General features: G+C 62.0%; 19 protein-coding genes. 5 read left to right on the forward strand and 14 right to left on the reverse strand.

The genetic code is table 11. The features are described from left to right. Window positions 1–85: 85 nt before the first annotated feature. On the reverse strand, window positions 86–568 hold the full coding sequence (locus tag AC07VX_RS22750) for a hypothetical protein (RefSeq protein ID WP_493167098.1): 483 nt from the start codon (window positions 566–568) through the stop codon (window positions 86–88). 194 nt (window positions 569–762) lie between these two features. Between AC07VX_RS22750 and AC07VX_RS22755 the strand changes: the two genes are divergently transcribed. The 3 genes from AC07VX_RS22755 (at window position 763) to AC07VX_RS22765 (ending at window position 6,356) form a co-directional block, all read left to right on the forward strand. Next, window positions 763–1,476, forward strand: a complete 714-nt coding sequence (locus tag AC07VX_RS22755; RefSeq protein ID WP_493183958.1) for a hypothetical protein — start codon at window positions 763–765, stop codon at window positions 1,474–1,476. Next, complete coding sequence (locus tag AC07VX_RS22760; protein ID WP_493167096.1) at window positions 1,473–1,712, forward strand: hypothetical protein; 240 nt, start codon at window positions 1,473–1,475, stop codon at window positions 1,710–1,712. The genes AC07VX_RS22755 and AC07VX_RS22760 overlap by 4 nt, the downstream gene beginning before the upstream one ends. A 129-nt stretch (window positions 1,713–1,841) precedes the next feature. After that, complete coding sequence (locus AC07VX_RS22765) at window positions 1,842–6,356, forward strand: NACHT domain-containing protein (RefSeq protein ID WP_493167095.1); 4,515 nt, start codon at window positions 1,842–1,844, stop codon at window positions 6,354–6,356. A gap of 90 nt (window positions 6,357–6,446) precedes the next feature. Here AC07VX_RS22765 and AC07VX_RS22770 read toward each other — a convergent pair whose 3' ends face one another. Beyond that, window positions 6,447–7,106 carry a GGDEF domain-containing protein gene (locus AC07VX_RS22770; protein ID WP_493167094.1) on the reverse strand — a complete coding sequence of 220 codons (660 nt, stop codon included), beginning with the start codon at window positions 7,104–7,106 and terminating at the stop codon, window positions 6,447–6,449. A gap of 106 nt (window positions 7,107–7,212) precedes the next feature. Between AC07VX_RS22770 and AC07VX_RS22775 the strand changes: the two genes are divergently transcribed. Then, on the forward strand, window positions 7,213–7,584 hold the full coding sequence (locus AC07VX_RS22775) for a hypothetical protein (protein ID WP_493167093.1): 372 nt from the start codon (window positions 7,213–7,215) through the stop codon (window positions 7,582–7,584). A 72-nt stretch (window positions 7,585–7,656) separates the two neighbouring features. On the opposite strand, the gene AC07VX_RS22780 is transcribed toward AC07VX_RS22775, so the two are convergent. The 3 genes from AC07VX_RS22780 to AC07VX_RS22790 form a co-directional block, all read right to left on the reverse strand. Next, a complete protein-coding gene (locus tag AC07VX_RS22780) occupies window positions 7,657–7,830 on the reverse strand; it encodes a hypothetical protein (protein WP_493167092.1) in 174 nt (57 codons plus the stop codon). A gap of 62 nt (window positions 7,831–7,892) precedes the next feature. Further along, window positions 7,893–8,228, reverse strand: a complete 336-nt coding sequence (locus AC07VX_RS22785; RefSeq protein ID WP_493167091.1) for a hypothetical protein — start codon at window positions 8,226–8,228, stop codon at window positions 7,893–7,895. After that, window positions 8,225–8,461, reverse strand: a complete 237-nt coding sequence (locus tag AC07VX_RS22790; protein ID WP_493167090.1) for a hypothetical protein — start codon at window positions 8,459–8,461, stop codon at window positions 8,225–8,227. The genes AC07VX_RS22785 and AC07VX_RS22790 overlap by 4 nt, the downstream gene beginning before the upstream one ends. 37 nt (window positions 8,462–8,498) lie before the next feature. Here AC07VX_RS22790 and AC07VX_RS22795 point away from each other — a divergent pair, with 37 nt between their 5' ends. Continuing rightward, on the forward strand, window positions 8,499–8,780 hold the full coding sequence (locus tag AC07VX_RS22795) for a hypothetical protein (protein ID WP_493167089.1): 282 nt from the start codon (window positions 8,499–8,501) through the stop codon (window positions 8,778–8,780). 4 nt (window positions 8,781–8,784) lie between these two features. Here the strand turns inward: AC07VX_RS22795 and AC07VX_RS22800 are convergent, their stop codons facing one another. From AC07VX_RS22800 to AC07VX_RS22840, 9 genes are all read right to left on the reverse strand, one after another. Next, the gene (locus tag AC07VX_RS22800) at window positions 8,785–9,357 is read right to left on the reverse strand and encodes a helix-turn-helix domain-containing protein (RefSeq protein WP_493167088.1); all 573 of its coding nucleotides are present in this window, start codon (window positions 9,355–9,357) and stop codon (window positions 8,785–8,787) included. Further along, the gene (locus tag AC07VX_RS22805) at window positions 9,350–9,577 is read right to left on the reverse strand and encodes a hypothetical protein (protein WP_493167087.1); all 228 of its coding nucleotides are present in this window, start codon (window positions 9,575–9,577) and stop codon (window positions 9,350–9,352) included. The genes AC07VX_RS22800 and AC07VX_RS22805 overlap by 8 nt, the downstream gene beginning before the upstream one ends. A gap of 20 nt (window positions 9,578–9,597) precedes the next feature. Continuing rightward, window positions 9,598–9,921 (reverse strand): hypothetical protein, encoded by a 324-nt coding sequence (locus AC07VX_RS22810; protein WP_493167086.1) that lies wholly within the window; start codon window positions 9,919–9,921, stop codon window positions 9,598–9,600. 179 nt (window positions 9,922–10,100) lie between these two features. Next, the gene (locus tag AC07VX_RS22815) at window positions 10,101–13,232 is read right to left on the reverse strand and encodes an efflux RND transporter permease subunit (RefSeq protein ID WP_493167085.1); all 3,132 of its coding nucleotides are present in this window, start codon (window positions 13,230–13,232) and stop codon (window positions 10,101–10,103) included. After that, window positions 13,229–14,704: an efflux RND transporter periplasmic adaptor subunit gene (locus AC07VX_RS22820; protein WP_493167084.1), complete on the reverse strand. Its 1,476-nt coding sequence runs from the start codon at window positions 14,702–14,704 to the stop codon at window positions 13,229–13,231. The genes AC07VX_RS22815 and AC07VX_RS22820 overlap by 4 nt, the downstream gene beginning before the upstream one ends. Continuing rightward, entirely contained in the window at window positions 14,701–15,933 is a 1,233-nt protein-coding gene (locus AC07VX_RS22825; protein WP_493167083.1) for a TolC family protein, read from the reverse strand. Before AC07VX_RS22825 ends, AC07VX_RS22820 begins: the two co-directional genes overlap by 4 nt. Before the next feature lie 76 nt (window positions 15,934–16,009). Next, window positions 16,010–16,393, reverse strand: a complete 384-nt coding sequence (locus tag AC07VX_RS22830; RefSeq protein ID WP_493167082.1) for a hypothetical protein — start codon at window positions 16,391–16,393, stop codon at window positions 16,010–16,012. Between the two features lie 466 nt (window positions 16,394–16,859). Further along, window positions 16,860–17,351, reverse strand: coding sequence for an H-NS histone family protein (locus AC07VX_RS22835; RefSeq protein WP_493167081.1), 492 nt, complete (start codon window positions 17,349–17,351; stop codon window positions 16,860–16,862). A gap of 599 nt (window positions 17,352–17,950) precedes the next feature. Beyond that, complete coding sequence (locus AC07VX_RS22840) at window positions 17,951–19,318, reverse strand: HNH endonuclease (protein WP_493167080.1); 1,368 nt, start codon at window positions 19,316–19,318, stop codon at window positions 17,951–17,953. Window positions 19,319–19,392: the final 74 nt, after the last annotated feature.

Genomic DNA, 19,392 nt, shown 5'->3' on the forward strand with positions numbered 1-19,392 from the left:
TCGCCGTTGTCTACCGGCTCAGCTGGCCGGTATATGCCGATCCTCAGGTGGCCGGTTTATGCCGATCGCTGACACCATCCACGCGCTACTTTCGCTTGCGGCGACGCCTCGGGCTCCCGCCATCGTCTCCTCCCTCACGCTGGTGCCTAGCTTCCCAGTAGACGATGTCCCCGCAGGTTGCGGCGGAAAGCAGCTCGATGCGGATTCCCGCGTCTCCGCAAATGCCGAACAACGCGTCAACTGCCGAGCGCGTGCGCCGCTTGAATGACGCATCGACGGCGAAGCTCCCGTGAACGATGACGCCCTTCTCACCGAAAGCTGCCGGCGCCAGATGGCTGGCGGCATGCTGAGGCCCGATGACCAATTGGTACGTCGAGTTCAGCGCAAACAAAACTTGAAGCTTCTCCGAAGACCAACCGCGCTCAAGGATGAGCTGCAGGTCCTCAGACTCCTTCTTCGCCAAGAACGTCAACTCCCGATTCATCGCGTCGAAGCGCCTGGCGACGGCCTGTCGCGCAACCGGGTTCATCGGTTGGACCAGCTTCTGAAGAAGCGTTTGGACGCTCAAAGCTTGGTCTCCCTGCTCTCACGTGCGAGGAGCTGCTGTTGACAGCCAACAGGTCGCATTTCTAAGTCTCCCTCGAGCCTGAGCAGCAGCGTTTGTTCGTTACATTCTGGCACGGGTTGCCCGCAGTTGCGGTACTAGCACCGCACAGGGGCAAGTCCTCAAATCAATATCGTTGCGTCCAATGGACCGAACATATGGGAATAATAAACACCTGGTTCTGGAGAAATCTGTTTTGGCGGCTTGAGGATGAGCGCTGCACGCACGACGACTTCTTTCGAGGCCATTGCAAGGTGGTATTCATTGACAAACCACGATTGGGCGGACAATCGCTGAATCGGTTCCAGATTCAAGCGCTTTGCATGGCGCCACGCGGTTCAACGATTGTGGTCAGATTGAAGGGCAACGACATTGCAATGGAGGTGTCACACCCGGACCTCATCAAAAGCGGTGTCACGAACGAATTTTTCATCCGAGCGGACCCAGCGACCCTAGAGCTGTTTCTTTATATTGAACTTGCAATGTTTGAGAATGGTCCCCGGGGGCTCGGCGCTGTGGGATTTCTTCGCTGCGCTCAGATGTGCTCCATCTTGGGTTTCTCGCGGATTGACTTGCTCGCCGCTGGAGGAAAGGACTACAAAATCCTTGGCGGATGGAACCCCGGATTCAACGGGTACTACAGTTGGGCGCGTTTTGGGTTCAATGCACCTCTGCATCCGATGACGGCGAAGCTCATTGCGACGCTGCCTCAGCTTGCTGGCGCCACCGACCTGCTGGACATCGTCGAGCGCGACCCTGACTGGTGGCGCGACGAGGGAGCCGGGGGCGAGATGACCTTCGACTTGCAGGAAAACAGTCGTTCGTGGCACACTCTCTATACCTACCTGTCAAACAACGGGTACCGGAAATGAAGCTCAAATATTTTTTCACAAACGTGCTGAATGTTGGCCAGCCTGCGAAGAGCGTGGTCAAAAGAAAGCCAAATAAGCTTGGAACGGCAAAGGCCAAAGCGGTCCGGGGCGGCATTCGCACGGTCGATTTGGAGCTTTTGCAGCCAAGTCCACGTTTGACAGCTGAGGATATTGAAGCTCGAATCCGCAAGGGTCGAGTCGCAGAAATGTCGTTGCATAGCGCCGGCATCAAGTGATTTGACCGAACAGAATCGAAGCGGCCTCAGGGCCGCTTTTTGTTTTTGGGCGGCCGGTTGATATGCCAATAGCCAAATTCCCTCGACGCCAATAAGACTGGCTCGACGGTAGGTTTGACGGAGCGCGAAATGCCCCCCTGGCTCTCAGATGCGATTTTGGGAAAGGCAACCGAGTGGCTGCTGGACAAGTTGCCCTTGTTCGGCAAGCGAGCGCGTGCGCGAAGGGCCCTGCGGGTCGGCGACGTCATCGGTGACCAGAGCGCCCAAGGACGTGTTGCAGCGGTGATTTCACAGCTACTTGCCGAACCACTGCTGGCTGAAAAGTTCATGCTGGTTGAGGCCTCTCGGGTGTGGCTCTCGAACCCAAAAACCCAAGCCGCCCTCTCCCAATATCTGGTCGCTAGAACCGCAGGCAGCGAGGCGCTTACCGAGAGGGCTTTCGTCGCACTCGCCAACGGCTACTCCCATGCAACTGGCGAAGCCCCACAGCTTGCTCGCGGGCCGGTGGAAGCCGTCGCCAGTTATGTGGCAGCCCAGCTCGCAGACGACACGCAGTACGTAGGCGCCCAGGTGACGGAGCTGCTCGCGGAAAGCAGGGAGCTGCGCTTGGCGCGCCAGGCCCAGCCCAACTTGGAGGCGTTGGGTCTGGCGGCTCGCGACCTGCTTGAACAGGCCCCAAAGGCAGCGAGCTTGTTGGAGCAACGAATTCCTTGTGCATTCGAAACCCGGGCTGAGCCTGCACTGAGAGAACGCCTGGATATCAACGCGCTCACCAAGCTCCTGCTTCAGCGGCGATTGGTCGTTATCGAAGGTGAAGGCGGTTGTGGCAAGACCACCGCCCTGGTCGAGCTCGGACACACGCTCCTAACTGAGGGCCAAGCGCCAGTGCCTATCTACGTCTCCGCCTCCAGCTGGCTGCGGTCAGGCAAGACGCTCTTGGCCCATATGGCGAGCTTCGGGGGTGTCGTCAGAGCCGGCGTCGATGAAATCACCTTATCCCGCCTGCTGGTGAACGGCAAGGTCGCCGTTCTGCTGAACGGCTGGAACGAGATTGCCGCCGGCGAGAAGGGTCGTGCCATTGCAGACGCGGAAGACTTCCTCGCCGGCCACCCGGGAGTTTTCGTCGCTTGTACGTCCAGGCGCGCTGAAGGGCCCTTTGCGGCCTCAGGAGCCTCCGTCGTGTCGGTGCTTGAGTTCAACTGGGAGCGCCAACGCGCCCTCATCACCCAGGCGCTTCCCGGTGATGAGGCTGAAGGGCTGCTTCAAAGGCTGAAGACCGACACGCCGCTTCGGCTGACGGCGCGCAATCCGCTGGTGCTATCCAGTGCCATCCTGCTGGCGCAGAAGGGACGCGCTATCCCTGCCACCATGTTTGACCTGCTGGACGCGGTTCAGCCAGTTCTGGAGACGGTGAACCAGCGTCAGGCTGCTCTTCGTGAGGCGCCCCTACTCGGTCAGCAGCGAACCTATCTGATGGCGCTGGCGCGAGCAATGACTGCTGCCGGAGCGGTAGACATGCCGCTGGATGCCGCGCGACGGACCGTCGGCACCACGCTGTCCGAATTGCAGAACGCCGGGCAGGTGAATGGGACAAACTTGGAGCCGGCAGACCTTCTAGATGCTCTGTGCGACACCCACCTCCTGCATCGTGACCGCGATGCCACCACGATTAAATTCGCGCACCAGAAGTTCCAAGAGTTCTTCGCTGCCACATGGGTTCTGGGGCGGCTCGGGGCGACTGCCAACGACGCTGAGAAAGCGTGGCATCTGACCTGCGAAGTTTTTAACTGGCCGGCGTGGACGGAGGCCCTCGACCTGGCGGCTGAACAAGTGGCGACTAGCGGCCAGGTCGTTCGCCGTGTCCAGTTGGTTGAGCTGGCGATGGGCGCTGACCTCACACTCGCGTGCAAGCTCGCAGGCCGGCTTCGGCTATCCCCTGCCGATGGGAGCTCGTTCAAGAGGCTCGCCGGGGCCGTCTGCAAAATGTACGAGGCGAAGTCATCGGCTGCACAACGGCATGCATTGGTATGCATGGCTCTGACCCGGTCCCCGCAATTTGCAACGCAGTTGATTGCGGTCAACGATGACCAGCAGAAAACACTCGGTATGGCCCATGACTCCGGAGGCCTCAGCATCCTGTCTTTTGGCGATGACCTGATTGGGCAGTTCAAGGTCTGGCCGACCAAGAGGCGACAGAACCTCTTGCACAGCCTCGGCAGCCACCCGGAAAACCTGACCTTCCTTTCGGAAGTTGCGACGCAAGACCCTGAGCCGGCCGTCCGTGCACAGGCCATCTCCTCGCTCGCGTGGGACTATCCAGCTTCGGATGCCGCACTAGAAGCCTGGTTCGCCGCCCCCGACGAAGTCAAGCTGGCGCATGAACCGTTCAACGCCGTGCTGTACCTTGGCAGCCAGGACTGCATGTCGCGGCTCTTGCCGGAAGTGCAACGGCTGGCGAAGGTCACCAACAATTCTTATCCCCTACTTCAGCTCGCTCGAGAGCTCCCTATGGAGGAACGGGGCTTCGCCGTCGAGGCGGCGAAGGATTCGCTGCGCAAGTCTCGCCCCCATGTGGACGAAGATACTGTGGTGCTGCTAGCGAAGTTCGACCCGGAGAGCCTGCAGACCATCGCGGAGGAAGAGCTGTTGAAGCAACATGTTGCCCCCGACTGGGTCGCCGAACATTTGAGGACGCTAGACGCTGACCAGCGGTCGGCAGTGTTCGAACGCCTCTACGGCGCTGCCGCGAATATTGACGGCGAGAAGGTCGATGCCGCACGCATCGGCGGCCTCCCGAGCACCGAACAGGTTTCCGAGGTCCTAGGCGCGTGGTTGGCCCTTATTGAGGAAGACAGCCCTTCCGCTCGCGACCGCAAGCGCGTCCTATCTCGAATCCTCGGCGCGTGCAGCACTGATGACCTTACTGCCGCCGTGACGTCGCGCAAAGGCCAAGTGACCTACAAGCAAGTGCGGCAGATGCTTGAGCTGCTTGGAGAGCGCAAGTTTGTCGAGCGCGACATCGACGACTCGAATGGGCAGCGTCGCGTGTTGTCGCCGGATGCGGTCCAAAACCTGAACGAGGCCTACTGGGACCTCATCGACCCCACGGAGCCTCAATCACACGGAGTGAAAGCGGCGCTTTGCTTTCTCATGTCGCGCTCCGCGGCGCAGGATTTCATCGACCCAATCTTCGAAGGGTTGATGCTTGCGAAGGCGTGCCGCGCTGCGCAGGTTGGGCGGCGCGGAGCCGCTTCTGGCTTCTCGTATGGGCATGAGTTCGCGCAAGCAGCGGTAGCGTGCGGCACGGCCATGGCAAAGCGCTTGCTGCCGATGCTGGATACCGAGGATGCCGCAGACTTGCTGTTCGGAGTCGTGCGCCAGATTGTGATTCAGCCTTGGCCCTGGCTTGGGCACCACGCAAACTTGAACATGTCTGCTCGACAGCAGCGACAAGCGGAAGGGGCTGTCCGTCGAACTCTTGACCAAGAGATGCAGGTAGTCGCCGACGAGTTTGGTTCAAAGGTGGCCCGCCGCTTGGAGGACTGTGGTGAAGCCCCGGTAGACCAGAAACAGAACATCTTCTACCGCCGTTGGTGGCTCATGAACGTGATGGCCGCCTTGCCCACCACGGTAGGCGGTGAAGAACTGAAAGCGAGTCTGATTCGTGCCGACGCCCCAGCCGAGAGCTTTGTGTATGCGCTGAACTCCCTGGTCAATCAGGGAGCTGATATTGACGAGCCTGTCGTCGCAGCGGCGCTACGCAAGCAATTCGCCGACCGCGTGACCTCCACAAGATGGCGTGGCCAGAACGACACGAGCTTGGAAGATTTGGCGGCGCTGCACTTCTTTGTTCCTGACCACCTTCTTTCAGCAGCCGACCTCGAATCGACCGTAGACCAATGGGCAGCGCAGTCGCCAGACTATGTCGTCGTGAGGAAGCTGCGAGAAGTCGGCACGCCTCTGGCGATGGTTCAACTATCCCGACTGAGCAAGCACCACGGCTTTCGCAAGAATGATGAGGCGCTACATGCCCTCATGGTCGATGCTAATGGCCCGAATCTTCTCTTGGAAATGGCATCCGACGGGTCGCTGTTCAATCTCGTACGCGGCCACCTCGACGTGCGGCAAGTGGTCGGCGCGCTTGTTCCTTTGGTGCGAAATGAAGTCCGTGACCTGCATAGGGTGTTGCATGCGTGCGCGCAGCAAGGCACAGCTGCTGCCGATGAACTCGCCTTTGAACTTGTCGCGGCGCTCCCAGACCCAGATACGTTGTCCATCGACTATCTATTGCGGGTCGTGGACAGCGCCGGCCAGAACGGCAAGACGCAACTAGGCAGCTCTTTCGGAGTTTTGTTCGAGAAGCACATAGCGGCGGAAGGTTCACCCAACACTCAAAATGTGTATCCGCGCTCGCACAACTATCTTCGCGCCGCCCTCTTTGGCAGGGCCACAGGGGCGACTGCTTCGGCGCATATTGCAGCGGAACTCCTGCTCGATATCGAGGAGCGTCGTTTCATGCTCGGCCGCCCTTCGGATGAGCCCAGGCACCCGGATATCGCCTCGAAGCTGCCATGGCCACAGTGCCTTGCATCGCCGGAACAACCATCCGAGAAGGGCGGACGCTCTGCCGTCGGGCTCGGTTAGAGAAGGGGGCGTCCATGAGGAACTCGTCAACGTCAGGTGCCGATAGGGCTTCTTTCACCTACCGGAGTGCTTGGTTTGCCATCGGCACAGTCAGTCGCTTTTGCTGACCCCACCCGTCGCCGCGCCGTTGCGCCCAGCAGCCTTCACAGCCAGCTGCGCCTCGCATGCAGTCCGCATCAGCTCTTCGACGGAACTACGAGGCGAAGCATGCATAACGCCGATGCTCACCGTAAGCAATGCACCCCAGTAGCCATGCTCCGTCGAGTTCGCGCTACTCCGACGAGGAACCGCTGGCCGCAGCTCCTCAAACATCTTGTCGCGCTCGAATCGTGAGCGGATTCGCTCTGCCACATCGGCTGCTTCCGAGCCGACCTCGGTGTAGACGTAAAACTCATCGCCAGCGAGCCGACCAATCAACCTGCCGGCAGCGGCTTCGCGCAGAAGGACGCCCATGTGCCGCAGACATTCGTCGCCCTTGACGTGCCCATGGACCAAGTTGACCCATGCGAAGTTGTCCACGTCCACCGCGAGCAACGCACCGGTCCCGCCGGCGGCGAGAGCGGCCTCCACGCGCTTGATGAACGCCTCGCGGGTGTACAGGCCGGTTACGAAGTCGTAGGGGTACAGGCGTCCCCGGAGCCGTGCCAGCCAAAGGGAGGGTGCTGCTGCCTTCTGTCGAAACGGCAGACGTTCAAGGTGCCTTTGCAAGTACCAAAGGAACGAATACAACCTTGGGACGCGAATGGACATCGGACCAGTCTACGTGCGCCCCGCTTCGCCCCAAGGTCAGTGGTCGACCGCCAAACGGCAATATCTTGGCATTGACCCGTCACAGCCCGAACCGTAGGCTGCCTGCATGGTCAAGTCCGTCACTATCGACGCGCCTACGCGCAACACCGCGCTCGAGCAGCAAAGTTCGTCCCATCTGTCCCGGGCCCTGCAGGCAACCTCTGCGGATACCGGAGCGGTGAACGCCGCCTTCATGGCAACGTATTGCGCGCTGCTCTCGTCGCTGTCGCTAGCGGAGGTGGGCACCGTTGCCGACCATCCAGACCCGCGGGTCGCCAGGCGGGGTGCGCAGCGCCTTTCCTTGGGGCCCGACGACCAGCTGAATGCCGAGAAAGGTGCTGCCGCCTACTACTCGCCCGTACCGCCGTCCGAGGTCACCTTGCATCGCCAGATTGGCCTGGCGCGCCGCGCACAAGCTGCGGCGGGCTGGGCGGAGTGAGCCGGGGCGGCCGGCAACGTCACGGGCGTCAGGAAGTCTCCGACCGATAGCCGCGCCCAAGCACGTAGTCGGCTATCGAATCTGCACAAGGCAGGCGTCAGGCCAAGCCAAAGTCACAGCCTGCCGGGCAGCCAGCACTACCAGCTCTCGGTCCGCCCCCTCACGCTCGAACTCCAACGCCGCGAATCCCGGTCGACCAAGTCCGACCAATGCATCGTTGCAGCCGGCCGAGAAGAGCTTGGCCATGAAGCCCTCTTCTGCAGCCTCGGGAGGAAGGGCATACAGCAGCGTGAACCGGTGAACTGAGGTCACGCGTGGCCCTTGGAGGCTTTGGCCGTCAGCGCCTTCATCCCCGCGCGCATTGCGTGGCGAATCACGTCGGTTTGCAAGGCTCGCGCTTCACGCGCCAGGCGTCGAACGGCCACGTCCATGTCCGCAGCAAGGTAGACAGCTCGCATGCCAAGGCTGACCCCTTTTGGGGCAGGCTGTATTGGGGACGCCTTGTTCATGCGGGCAAGGCCGGCCCGCAGGTACCTTCGGCACATCTCTCCCTTGCTGACTCCGTCCTTCACAGCTTGCGCGCGCAATGCCGTATCGACGTCCATGTCAACGTAGATGCTCCGAAAGACAAGGCCACCCTTCATGCGACCAGTGTATGAATCGCCTCGCGAAGAGCAAAGCCGGGTGTGGCGTGGAACACGGCGTGGAACTTCTCACTTTCGCTGAGAAGTCGTGAGAAGTTCTGGCGGCGAGGAACAACGTCGCCGGGTTGCAGGCAGGCATTCGATTGCGCGCAATGATTCTCAAAAGTGCCGAGAAGTTCTGAGAAGTTGTATCCCGCCGTAGCAGAAAACTTGATGGCATACGTGCATTGCACGTTGTCGACGCCTCACTGCTCGACGAGACTTCGAAGCGTGAAGCTCAAGCACCACGCGAGACGTTTAAAGCATCGGCTGTCTCGCCGAGTCCGCGTCTATGCATCGGAGGAGGACCTGTTTGCTGCGGTTCGGCGGCACCTCGCGAAAGCCCGTGTCCGGAAATCGAAGAGGGAGCGACTGCAACTAGCGAAGTTGTCGTTTGCCGAGAAAAAGTTTCTGACCGGCATAACGACCAGCGGCGCGTTCACGCTCGAAGCAACGCTCGGCATGTACACCGACGTCCGACAGATTTCGGACGGTCTAACTGAGTCCCGGTAGTGCTTCAGTCGTCGAGGTCAGCCGGCTTTGCCTTGATGCCCACGTGAGGCGGGTCGAACGCGATGTCCGCGTCATTCGAGCGGCCTTCTTCCGCGAGCGAGCGAACCGTCTCTCCAAGCAGTCGCTCATTGGCATCCTTCAGCAAGCGCTGGGCCTCTTCGGCATCGAAGCCCAGGTCGGCGAAGACGTTGCCTTCAGCGGCGGTGACGTGACGACTCGCAAGGTTGCGCTCCAAGGCCTTGGCCAACGCTTCGCGCGTGAACAGATGCTGGTTCGCCGGGTCGGAGATGGCTGCAAACATCCGCAGGGCCTTCACGGGAACGTCGAGCTCGATGGCCAAGCTATAGATGTCATAGAGGTTCGCCTCGGCCGCTGCCTCGCGTGGCGTCTTGGCGCCGGCATGCTTCTGGTTCCGTGAGCGCAAGTAGGCCTCAACGGCCGCAGAGGAAACGGCCCTCCGACCATCCTTCTCGGCCACAGCACCAAGCTTGCCCGTATCGGCCAGCATGGTTGCATACGGTCTAGGCACGCCCAGGCGTTTGGCAGCCTCTGCGATGCTCAAAAGCTCATCAGACATCGGCGGAACTATCACGCGGGACGTTTCGTGCTCGCCACTCAGAGAGAAGACGCTGGGCGTTGTCCAGAGTCAGTTCTTCTGTCATCCAGTAGTGGTTCATGAGCTCGCGCACTTGGTCGGCGGCAAGAAACTGGTCGGCTTCTGCCCCATCACAGCCAAGCTCGCGGAGCAGCTCGGCGTCAACGGTGATGCTGCCGGTGAGGACGTATTCCTTCAGCATCTCGAGGGCAGCGTCGTTCCTCATTGACTCGCCGCCTCGAAAGCACGACAAGCCAGATGAACCGCATCGCTGAGCGATACGAGGCGGTCACGGTTGTGAGCGTAGTAAAGCTGCACGACCTGCACCGCATGGTCTGCCTCGGCCCGCGGCCATGCCAGTTGGGTCACCGCGAGCCGCGCGGCTTCTGCATTGGGGTGGTCGACGAACCTCGAGCGCTCCCCGTCGGGCAACGACGACATCAGGGCGTCGTACATGGACATGATTGCCGCGCCGACCGGGTCCGAGAGTTCGCCAGACAGCGCTTCATCAAGACGAGCTTGCGCGGAGGTCAGTAGCGCGTTCATACGAGGTGTAGAAGGGTTTGGCCGGCTCAGCCAGCAAGGCCTTTCGCCGAGCTCCTGGCGCGCTGCGACTTACCACACCGGCCAGGCAGACGTCTTTGTGCCGTCATCTTCGCGCCTTCACATCGCGGCCACAACGTGCAATGCACGTAGTCGCAAAGAAATCTTCAAGGCGCCCGCCATCAAACAAGACGTCGTCCCTGACGACGATGAAGCAAAAGCCATGCTGCCGGCACTACCAACATGCTCAACAGTGGGGCCGTGACCATCCCGCCAACCATGGGCGCGGCGATTCGGGTCATGACCTCCGAGCCGGTGCCGTGCCCGAACAGGATGGGTAGGAGGCCAGCCATCACAACCGCTACTGTCATGGCCTTGGGCCGCACTCGCAGCACCGCGCCTTCACGGATTGCTGCCAGCAGGGTTTCTTCGGTTTCGGGCTCGCCTCCCGCCAGGCGCTTGTTCCATGCGTTCTGCAGGTAGACCAACATCACCACCCCAAACTCCGCAGCCACGCCGGCCAAGGCGATAAAGCCCACGGCCGTGGCCACGGAGATGGCATGGCCCAGCGCCCAGATGAGCCAGAAGCTACCAACGAGCGAGAACGGGACCGCCGCCATGACCAGCGCGGCGTCGCCTGCCGAGCGGAACAGCAGGTAGAGCAGCACGAAGATGATGGCAAGGGTGACCGGCACGACGACCTTCAGACGCTCTGTGGCCCGCTCCAGGTACTCAAACTGCCCCGACCACGAGACCGAGTAGCCGGCCGGCAGCGGCACCTGCTTGCGGACAACCTCCTGCATCTCGTGGACGACCGAACGCAGGTCGCGACCGCGCACGTCGACGTAGACCCAGCCTGAGAGCCGCGCGTTCTCGCTGCGGACCATGGGCGGACCTTCCTCGATGGAGATGCGGGCAACGTCCTGAAGCAGCACCGTTGCGCCCTTCTCGGTCACAAAAGGCAGCTGGCGCAGACGCTCCAGCGAGTCGCGTACCTCGCGGGGATAGCGCACGTTGACGGGGAAGCGCTCGCGGCCCTGGACGACCTCGCCGACGTTGTCGCCGCCGATGGCGGTGGACACCACGGCCTGGACATCCGCTACGGACAGCCCGAAGCGCGCGGCTGCGGCCCGGTCAACATCCACGTCGATGTACCGCCCACCGGTCAGCCGCTCGGCCAGGGCCGAGGACACGCCAGGCACGCCTTTCACGGCCGATTCAATCTGCGTGGCCAGCCTGTCGATGGTCGCCAAGTCGGCACCGGCGACCTTGACTCCCACCGGGCTCTTGATGCCGGTGGCCAGCATGTCGATGCGGTTGCGGATGGGTGGCACCCACACGTTCGACAGGCCCGGCACTTTGACCACGCGGTCGAGTTCCTCAACGAGCTTGTCCGGCGTCATGCCGGCGCGCCACTGCTCGCGAGGCTTGAACTGAATGGTCGTCTCGAACATCTCCAGCGGCGCCGGGTCGGTCGCGGTGTCGGCCCGGCCGGCCTTGCCGAACACACGCTCGACCTCGGGCACAGTTTTGATGAGCCGGTCCGTCTGCTGAAGTAGCTCGGAAGCCTTCGACACCGAGATGCCGGGCAGTGCCGAGGGCATGTAGAGCAGGTCACCCTCATCCAGCGGCGGCATGAACTCGCCGCCCAGCCGCATGACCGGGATGGCTGTCACCGCGAGCACCACGGCCGCTATGGCTAGCGTCGCCTTGGGGAAGCGAAGGACGGCTTCCAGCGCCGGCCGGTAGATGGCGATGAGGAAGCGGTTCACCGGGTTCGCCGTCTCCTTGGGAATGCGGCCACGGATGAGGTACCCCATCAGCACTGGCACCAGCGTGACCGACAGGCCAGCAGCCGCTGCCATTGCATAGGTCTTGGTGACGGCCAGCGGCGAGAACAGCCTGCCCTCCTGAGCTTCGAGTGTGAAGACCGGCAGGAAGGACAACGTGATGACCAGCAGCGAGAAGAACAGCGCCGGCCCCACCTCCATCGACGCCTGCGAGACAAGCTCCCAGCGTTCTGCCACGGTTGGTGGCCGGCCATTCTTCTCCTCGAAGTGCTCAAGGTGCTTGTGCACAGCTTCGACCAGCACGACCGAGGCGTCAACCATGGCGCCCAGGGCGATGGCCACGCCGCCCAAGCTGAGGACGTTCGCGCTGACGCCCTGCCAGTGCATCACGATGAATGCCGTAAGCACGCCGACGGGAAGCGTCACCACTGCTACCAGCGCCGAGCGCAGGTGGAACAGGAACACCGCACAGACCGCGGCAACGACAACGAACTCCTCGATGAGCTTCACGCGCAGGTTGTCGACCGCGCGGTCGATGAGCTTGGAGCGGTCGTAGGTCTCGATGACCTCGACTCCCTTGGGCAGACTGGGTTTCAAGGCCTCCAGCTTCGCCTTGACCGCTGCGATGGTCGTGCGGGCGTTCTTGCCCGAGCGCATAACGACCACCCCGCCGGTGACTTCGCCTTCTCCATCCAACTCGGCAATGCCACGACGCATCTCCGGCCCGACCTGAACCGTCGCCACGTCCCGGAGCAGCACCGGTGTCGCACCGGCCGCGCTCAAGGGGACGGTGCGGAAGTCATCGAGCGACTTCAGGAAGCCACGCGAGCGCACCATGTACTCGGTCTCGGCCATTTCCACGACTGAGCCGCCCGACGACTGATTGGCTTTCTGAAGCGCCTGGACAACCATGGCGTGGGTGATGCCGAGCGCGCGCATGCGGCCAGGGTCCAGCACCACCTGGTACTGGCGCACCATGCCGCCGATGCTGGCGACCTCGGACACGTCTGGGACGGTCTTCAGCTCGAACTTCAGGAACCAGTCGTTGAGCGCTCGGAGCTGGCCGATGTCGGTCTTGCCACTGCGGTCGACGAGCGCGTACTCGTAGACCCAGCCGACGCCGGTTGCATCGGGTCCCAGCGCCGCAGTCGCGCCAGCCGGCAAGCGGCCCTGGACCTGGTTCAAGTACTCGACCACGCGCGACCTCGCCCAGTACGGGTCGGTCTTGTCGTCAAAGAGGATGTAGACGAAGGAGTCGCCGAAGAAGCTGTAGCCGCGCACGGTCTTGGCGCCAGGCACGCTCAGCATGGTCGTGGTCAGCGGGTAGGTCACAAGGTCCTCGACGACCTGGGGTGGCTTGCCTGGGTAGGTCGTCCGCACGATGACCTGGGTGTCCGAAAGGTCCGGCAACGCGTCCACAGGTGTTCGAGCCACGGACCACAGGCCCGCAGCCACCAGGAAGGCTGTGGCAATGAGGACGAGAAAGCGGTTGGTGACCGACCAGCGAATCAGCGACGCAATCACTTGGTGCCCCCCGTCCGCTCGACCGAGACCAGCACGTAGTCGTCGCGCTGCTTCTTGAATTCAAAGTGGACCGAGTCGCCAGGCTTGATGTCAGCGAAGACCGTGGGACCGGGCCGGTAGAACGCCATGGTCATGGCCGGCCACTTCAACTCGGGCACCGGTCCGTGGCTGATGGTGAAGCTGCCGGCTTCAACGCTTTCGACCTTCCCGTCCGCGCTGTAGACGGCAGGAGCGGCCATTGCAGGTTCGGATGCTGCGGGCGAAGCGCTCATGGCACCGAGCACGGACTTCAGCCGGGCCTCGGAGTCGATGAGGAACTGCCCACTTGTGACAACTTCATCGCCCTCGCGCAGGCCGTCCAGAACCTCGACTTGGTCGCCGAGGTCTGCACCCAGCTTGACCTCACGCGGCTCGAAGGCGCTGCCGTTCTTGCGAACAATGGCCACGGCCCGCGTGCCAGTGCGGATGACAGCCTCAACGGGCACGACCAGGCGCGACGATGTGGCACCCGCGACTTGCAGGCGCAGCAGCATTCCTGGGGTCAGCTTTCCGGACCGGTTGTCGACCTCGAACCGAGCCTGCAGGGTGCGCGTGTTGGCGCTGACCTGGGGGAGGATTTCCTTCAGTTCGCCCCCGAAGGTCTGCGAGGCGTCGGCCTGCAGTTCAGCCTTGACCTTCTGGCCTCGCACCAGGTGCACCGCTTGCGCTTCAGGGACCTCGGCAACTGCCCAGACCTTCTCGAGGCCTGCGATGCGGAAGAGCGTCATGCCCGGCGACACCGCAACGCCTTCGCGCACGCCCAACTCCGCCACCACGCCTGCGGCTGGCGCGCTGAGTGTGAACCGAGCCTGTGCAGTCCCCGTCTCCTCGGCCTGACGGACCAGGGCATCTGGGATAGACATGGCGCGCAGGCGGTCGCGGGTCGCTGCAATCAAGTCTGGGGCGACGCCCGCACGCTTCAGCGCCAACAGCTCGTTCTGCGGTCCGAGCCACTCGGGCGCGAAGACGGTGGCCAGGGCCTGACCCTTGCGGACCTGCTCCATCGGCGCGCGAACCGCCAGGCGCTCGACATAGCCGGCAACCCGGGTCTGGACAGCAACATTCAGCCGTTCGTCGAACTGCACCGTGCCCACGGCATCGAAGGTGGACGACACGTTGGCCTTCTTGACGACTGCGGTACGCACGCCGAGGTTCTGCTGGACCGTCGGGCTTACCTTGACGCCACCGTCGCCCGCCTCGTCGGCGTAAACGGGCACGAGCTGCATGTCCATGAACGGAGATTTGCCCGGCTTGTCGAAGCGCGGGCCTGGGACCATGGGGTCATGCCAGTACAGCGGCTTGCGGTCTGCCGAAGACATGGGGGTCTCCGGCGCGGAGGCGGCGGGTTGTGTGGAACGGCCGGCGTAGAAACCGCCGACAGCCAATAGGACGCCGCCTGCGACGAGTGCGGCGACCAGAGTTGCGCGCTTCATCGTGCGGCCCCTTCGAGAATGGGTTTCAAGGCGAGCTGGGCCTGGGTCTTGGCCAGGTCGCGTTGGAGGGAGAGCAGCTTCCGCTGCGCCTCGACCTCGGCATGGCGGGCCTCGAACAGCGTCATCAGGGGAGCCTGGTTCGAGCGGTAGGCGGCCATGGCAGCTACCGTGCGCTGCTGCGCGGCAACGAGAACGCTCGCGCGGTAGCGCTCGATGCGGTCGGCAAGGCGCTTGGCGTCACTTGCCAGGGCGCGGTATTCGCCGGTAGCCATGCGGGTGGCCTCGGCCAAGGCGGCTTCGGCCTTCTCCGTCAGGGCCAGCTTGGACGCGATGTCGCGGTCCTGCCGGCGCGCTGGTGCAACGGTCAGGGGGATGCTGACGCCCACCGACACCATGTCCGGATAGCCGGCACGCTGGCCGTAGCTGACCTCCCACGACCAGTTGGGGTTGCGGCTGGTCCGCGCAAGTTCAGCCTCTTTGCGGCTCACGTCGGCGTCCAGCTGCGCGGCGATGACGGTGGGGTGGCTGGCCACGTAGGCCTGTTCTTCTGGTGTCGGGAGAGGGTTTGGCGTCGCCAGTTCATCGGCGTGGGTGCCCACCCAGCGCTCCAGCGCGGCCTTCGCGGAGGCATGCAGCTGGCGAACCTCGGCAGTCACTTCTTCGGCAACGCCCCGGGCGCCAGTCAGCGCAAGGACTTCCTGGCTGTTGCCGATGGCGGAGGACAGCCGGGCACGTGCAGCCTCCAGCTCGTCGTGGGCGTGGTGCTCCGTCAGCGCGGTGAGCTTGAGCGTCTCGCCCGCGAACCAGACGTCGAGGTAGGCCAGGCCGGTTTGAAGACGAACTTCCGCAGTTGCGGCCTGCACGATAGCGGTCTCCCGTCCGACCATTGCGTCGGCAGCGGCTTGGCGTGCTGCGCGCTTCTCGGCCGAGAGCCATTCCTGGCTGACGCCAATGCGCTTCATCGTCATCGAGTCTCGCGAGCTGAACCTGTCCGTTCCGGAGATGGGTAGGTTGTCGACGCCCGCCCGTAGGACGGGGTCGGGCAGTTGACCAGCGGCACGGGCCGCTTCGGCGGCGCTGGTGGCGCCAGCGCGAGCTGCGCGGGCAGATTCGGAACGCTGGACGGCCAGCTCAAGGGCCTGGTCGAGCGTCAGAGGTGCTGCCGCGCAGAGGATTGGCAGCAATGCTGCAGCCAAGGTGGCTGCACGCAGCAAACGTGGTGAGGGCATGAAAACTCCGTGGACGAGCGGCAGCGTTGCCGGATGCGGGCGTGCCGCACCGGCGCCATTCAGTCGACGGAGCTGGTCAGACTCGGAGTCTGCGCGTGGAAAGGAAGAGTGGGGCGGGAGGCGGCTGGGCCTCAGGGGTGGCCACGACTGGGACGGTCCCCGCTTCGACGGCACCAAGCACCAGCGGCAGTTCCAGCACCTGGACCACCATGGGCAGCGACACAGCTGGGACCTTGACGGCCTCGAAGGACTGCGCGGCACCAGAGGAATGCACCGCGCACAGTCCCGGCTGGTCCTGGTCCATGCCCACGCAGGGCACGCCGGCCACCATCATTTCCGCCATTGCAGCTGGGTCAGCTTGTTGCGGGCAGACGTAGCTCGCCAACGCTATCTGCGAGAACAGCAGCGACAACACCACGAAGAACACGGTGGTCAGGCAACGGGTGGAACGGCGGAACATAACCACTAGAAGTCTAGCGCCTCAGCTTTAAATGCCTGGACCCAATGCGAATGCCCATGCTCGCTCGGCGGCACTGCGTCGCGCTCCGTCTTCACCTCGAATAGAACCGGGTAGGGGCCACCCAGTGCCGGCGCGTCTGGGATGTGGCGCTGCGTCTGAATTCCGTCGAGCGTGCAGTAGATAGTGACGAGCTGAGATTTGATTCTGGGTGATACGCCAGTCGCAGAGGCCTCTCGCCGGGCGCGATTTTTCCAGCCACATGATGGAACGGGTCTTTGCTGGAGTCCCTATCGAACCGGTCTGAGACGCACCTTCTGACGCCTTTGAAGATGTCTAGTTGCCGCCGTCAAGCATGGTGACTGTCTCGTTAAGGTATCCGAAGCCTGCGCCGAGGAGTCGGATACCTTGAACACGCCCGCAATCTCATTTGCAACGATGCGGTTGTTTCCATTCCGCTGGATAGAAGTTATGCCGACGCCGCCGGCGGCTCGACAGAGCGCTTCACTTTGCGCTTGGGAGCACCCTTCGCTGCAGCTTTCTTCGTTGCCTTCTTTGCTAGACCCGATGTCGCCACAACCTTGCGCGCTCGCTTGGCAGCGGCCGCTCCGGTCGGCTTCGCAACGCCAGCATCAAGAAGAAAGCTTGCCAAGGAGGCGCCGCCCTCCAGTGCGTCTTTGAGCCACTGAGGGCGCTTGCCCATGCCGCCCCAAGTATTTCCCGCGGCATCGCCGTACTTCGGCACCCTGGTGGCCTTCGGCCGGCCCGGTTTCCCTGCACTCGGAGACTTCGCCTTTCGACCGGCTCCAGCCCTTGCCGCGTTACCGAAAAGGTCCTCAACCGTCAGACCGTGGAGTTCGATTTCGCGCAGTGCGCGCTTCACAGCGGCTTGCTTCAACACATCGGCTTGCTGCTGGAGCTTTGCGATTTGCGCTTGGATTCGAGAAACGCTGGTTGCCATACCAATTCCAGTTGAAGGGGACGGCGCAGTCTACGTCCGGAAAGCCCCTTCGACGCGAGGCCCCGTTAGCCGTTAGCCGTTAGCCGTTAGCCAGATGTAGACCGGTCGAGGATGCGGCGCCGTTGCAACTCCTGCGTCCTTCCTCCCTCTCCCTGTTCGCGGGCAGGGCGAGTTCATGGCGAGATGGCGCTGCCCCGACGATTTGCCAGCCTCCTAGTGCACGCTGCTCCCCCTTGCAAGCGTTCACCAGTTGCAGTGCCGCAGCACTCAGTACGCATAGTCGCATCACGTCATCTACGACTGGCTGCTCACTGAGCTTGCCGGGCGAAACAGGGGGCAGGAACTGTCCCTCGGGCGCGCAAGCGCCTAGAAATCGCCACTGAGCGCGCAGCGCTCAGTGGCGGTAGTTCATCAAACCTGCGCTGCAGATAAACCGCTTGTTCCTATATTGGTCAACACCTGCCCGGTGCACACGGTGCCTCCGGCATTCGTGTTTAGGGGGAGCGGCACTGCCACTCCCCCTCTTTTTTGGAGAGAACCTCGCTGGACGCTCGTGTTCGAACAATGGACGACGCTGCCGACCACGAGGTTTGCTACCCCTAAGCCACCTCGTAGCGAAGCCAATCTTCTTCGCCGCGGCCTCTTAGCAAGTCGAAGAACTTGTAGGCAACATATTTCCTCACCTCCGCAACTGGAACCTTCTTCGCCTCCACAGGACAAAAGTGGCTCCCTGAACCAATCCGAAAGTCTGAATAGTCCGCGCGCACCGCATGCAGCGCAGTGAACGGATTTGCTGCCAAATCATCGAGAAGCGACAATCCCAACTCCCGCCTAGCTTCATTGGCTTTTGCTAGCAACTTCTTAACCGTCTCGAATTTCTCAGGCGACTTCAGTAGAGAAAACTCCACGACCAATCCCACAAGATGAGCCACCTTCTCAATCTGGGCGGCCGGGTCGAGCTCATAGGCTCTGGACTTTGCCTTCTGAGTAATTTCTGACTGAATATCTTCCCAGGTTCTTCCGGCAGTCTCGACATTAAACTGGCCCGCGAGAATGTGCAAATCGCTTGCACTACTCGCAACAAAAGCGCGCTCGCAGTAATCCCATCGCTCCACGCGCTGAAGGAATTTTTCCGTTATGGGCGCCCCCGAATAGCAGGAGCTGAGGTGGACGTATTTTTGAACAACGCCGAATATCTCCACGTAGCAGAATAGGTCTCGCCCCCGACTGAACAAATAGACTTGATGATTGGGGAACCAATCTTCGTGTCCGCTCTTCTCCGTCTCGAAGAGCTTTTCCGCGTTCGTAGTTGGGTAGTACTGAAAAACCACCTGGGCTAAAGTGGCGGGGTCGCTTATTAAGTCCATGCCGGCGAATAGGTGGCACACGTCTTGACGGGCGACGCCCTGATGCATTGCAAACCCAAGCGCAACCTTCAGGATGCCTCTCAATAAAGCAACAGCCTCAACGTCAATCTGCAGGACCAATTCCTGAATTCTCTCGGCGATATTATCCTTTTCCACAATTTCGAATCCATCCGCCGCAAGCTTTTGGAGCGCGGGCGATTGGGCATATTGCCTTGCTTGCTTGGGCGTCGCGGCAAAAATCGAGACCCTGCGCACTTCATCATCCGTGATATGAATCGGCCGAACAGGGGTGATTGAAAAGTCGCCCCCCAGTTTGAACTGGACGGCCTCGACGGCTGCGTTAGCCGCCCCTTTGGCCACCGCCTGTGCTTTTGCAGCCAATGGCTGCCCCCTATCACGGGCGACATTGAAAAGCACAGAGATTGGGGCAATCTCACGCGCAAAAGCTGAATCAACTGAATCGCCCAGAATAGTTCCGCACGCCTCGCACAAGATGTCTGGAGAAATCAATCTGCCGCCAATAGAGTTTTGTAGCACATGCTCACCGTGCTGCCGCACGGAAACACCGTCAAACGGCAGCGAGCACAGATAGCACTGCATCGAGATATCACTCCTTTGCGGAAGTCGCAGGGAAACGCTTCTAATGTTGCGTTCGACCTACTCAGAGAGTCGGC

It is taken from the genome of Roseateles sp. GW821-FHT03B02, assembly GCF_059421025.1.